Raw genomic sequence first — 1239 nt, forward strand, 5'->3', positions numbered from 1 at the left:
TAAAAAAAGCAGTATATAGCAAATGCAGATATAAGAGTACCCAGGCTCTGCAGAGGTGCAACCTGCCAGCAATAATATTTGCGAACGATACCATGGCCGGACGAAAGTCCGGCTTTTTTTATTCATGGTAGAGTTCAAATATGGCTAAGAAAACCTATTGCCATTTTGTTTATTCTTGAGGAACAAGTACCATAGAATAAACTCTTTTCTATGCGCAGGAGATAAGCCGCGATGTATATTCAAGTTGCCTTTCAGATGACCAAAGAACGATTCAAGCCCATTGGTCGTTTTGGGTATCCTCGGATTATCGATGTAACAAAACATATCGGGTAAGGCTTTTTTGATGACCATAAAGGAGCGCCGTACCATCTTATGTTTGTACCAATAACGGCTGCTGTCGGCATTAAAGCTTTTTTCGTTGATGAAATCCTTATGCTGCTCGTGCCATCGAAAAAGGCTGACTATCCAATAGTCCCTTTCCTCCGAAGTCTTAATTAGGTGCAGCTTAGCACAAATGCGCCTAAGTTCGATGCCCGCCTGGCTTTGCGGCCGCGCCGTAAGCCATATCTTGCACATGCGCTGTATGTGTACCAGGCATCGTTGCAGCGTAGCGTACTTACAAACCTTTCGTACGGCCTTCAATAAGGCCTTGTGGCCATCACAGGTGATACTCTCGATCTGCACACCCAGCTTGAGCAGGTTTTCAAGATCTTCTTTCAACTCCTCATACCATTCACCGTTGGTCAGTCGGTACAACTGGGTAAACTTTATCGTATTATCCCGGTAAAGCACCAGGCATAGGTCATTGTTAAAGTAGGTGCCGTCTATCAGCAGATTTACGCGTTCAGATGGATAAACGCTAAAGATAGGTTGCTTCGATAGGTAAGCATGGAAATACCGGATCAAGGTCCTTTTGGGATACCCGCTTTCCTTGCTGATCTGTTCTATGGTTTGTCGCCCGATGATCCAATCCTCAAACCAAACAAACCGGTTCTTATCTCTTACACCAGCGTGCTGCCGAATAAACAATTGCCCACATGATTTACACTTATATCGCTGTTTTTTATTCTGCTTGCCCCACTTTATTACATCCGTGCTCTTACAGGTCAAACACGCCTTTTTTTGACGATTTCATATAACAAAAAAAGCAAATTGAAACCGATTTCAATTTGCTTGATGTATATTCCTTTATTACAGTCGATTACAAATATTCTACCAACTATTTTTGGCAATTATATC

General features: G+C 42.6%; 1 protein-coding gene. It reads right to left on the reverse strand.

Features of this window, described 5'->3' with window-relative positions:
* Positions 1-144: 144 nt before the first annotated feature.
* Positions 145-1110 (reverse strand): IS256 family transposase, variant Zn-binding type, encoded by a 966-nt coding sequence (locus AC1DU2_RS30835; protein WP_477367630.1) that lies wholly within the window; start codon positions 1108-1110, stop codon positions 145-147.
* Between the last annotated feature and the right edge of the window lie 129 nt (positions 1111-1239).

The sequence above is a fragment of the Mucilaginibacter sp. P4_C11 genome (assembly GCF_056402115.1).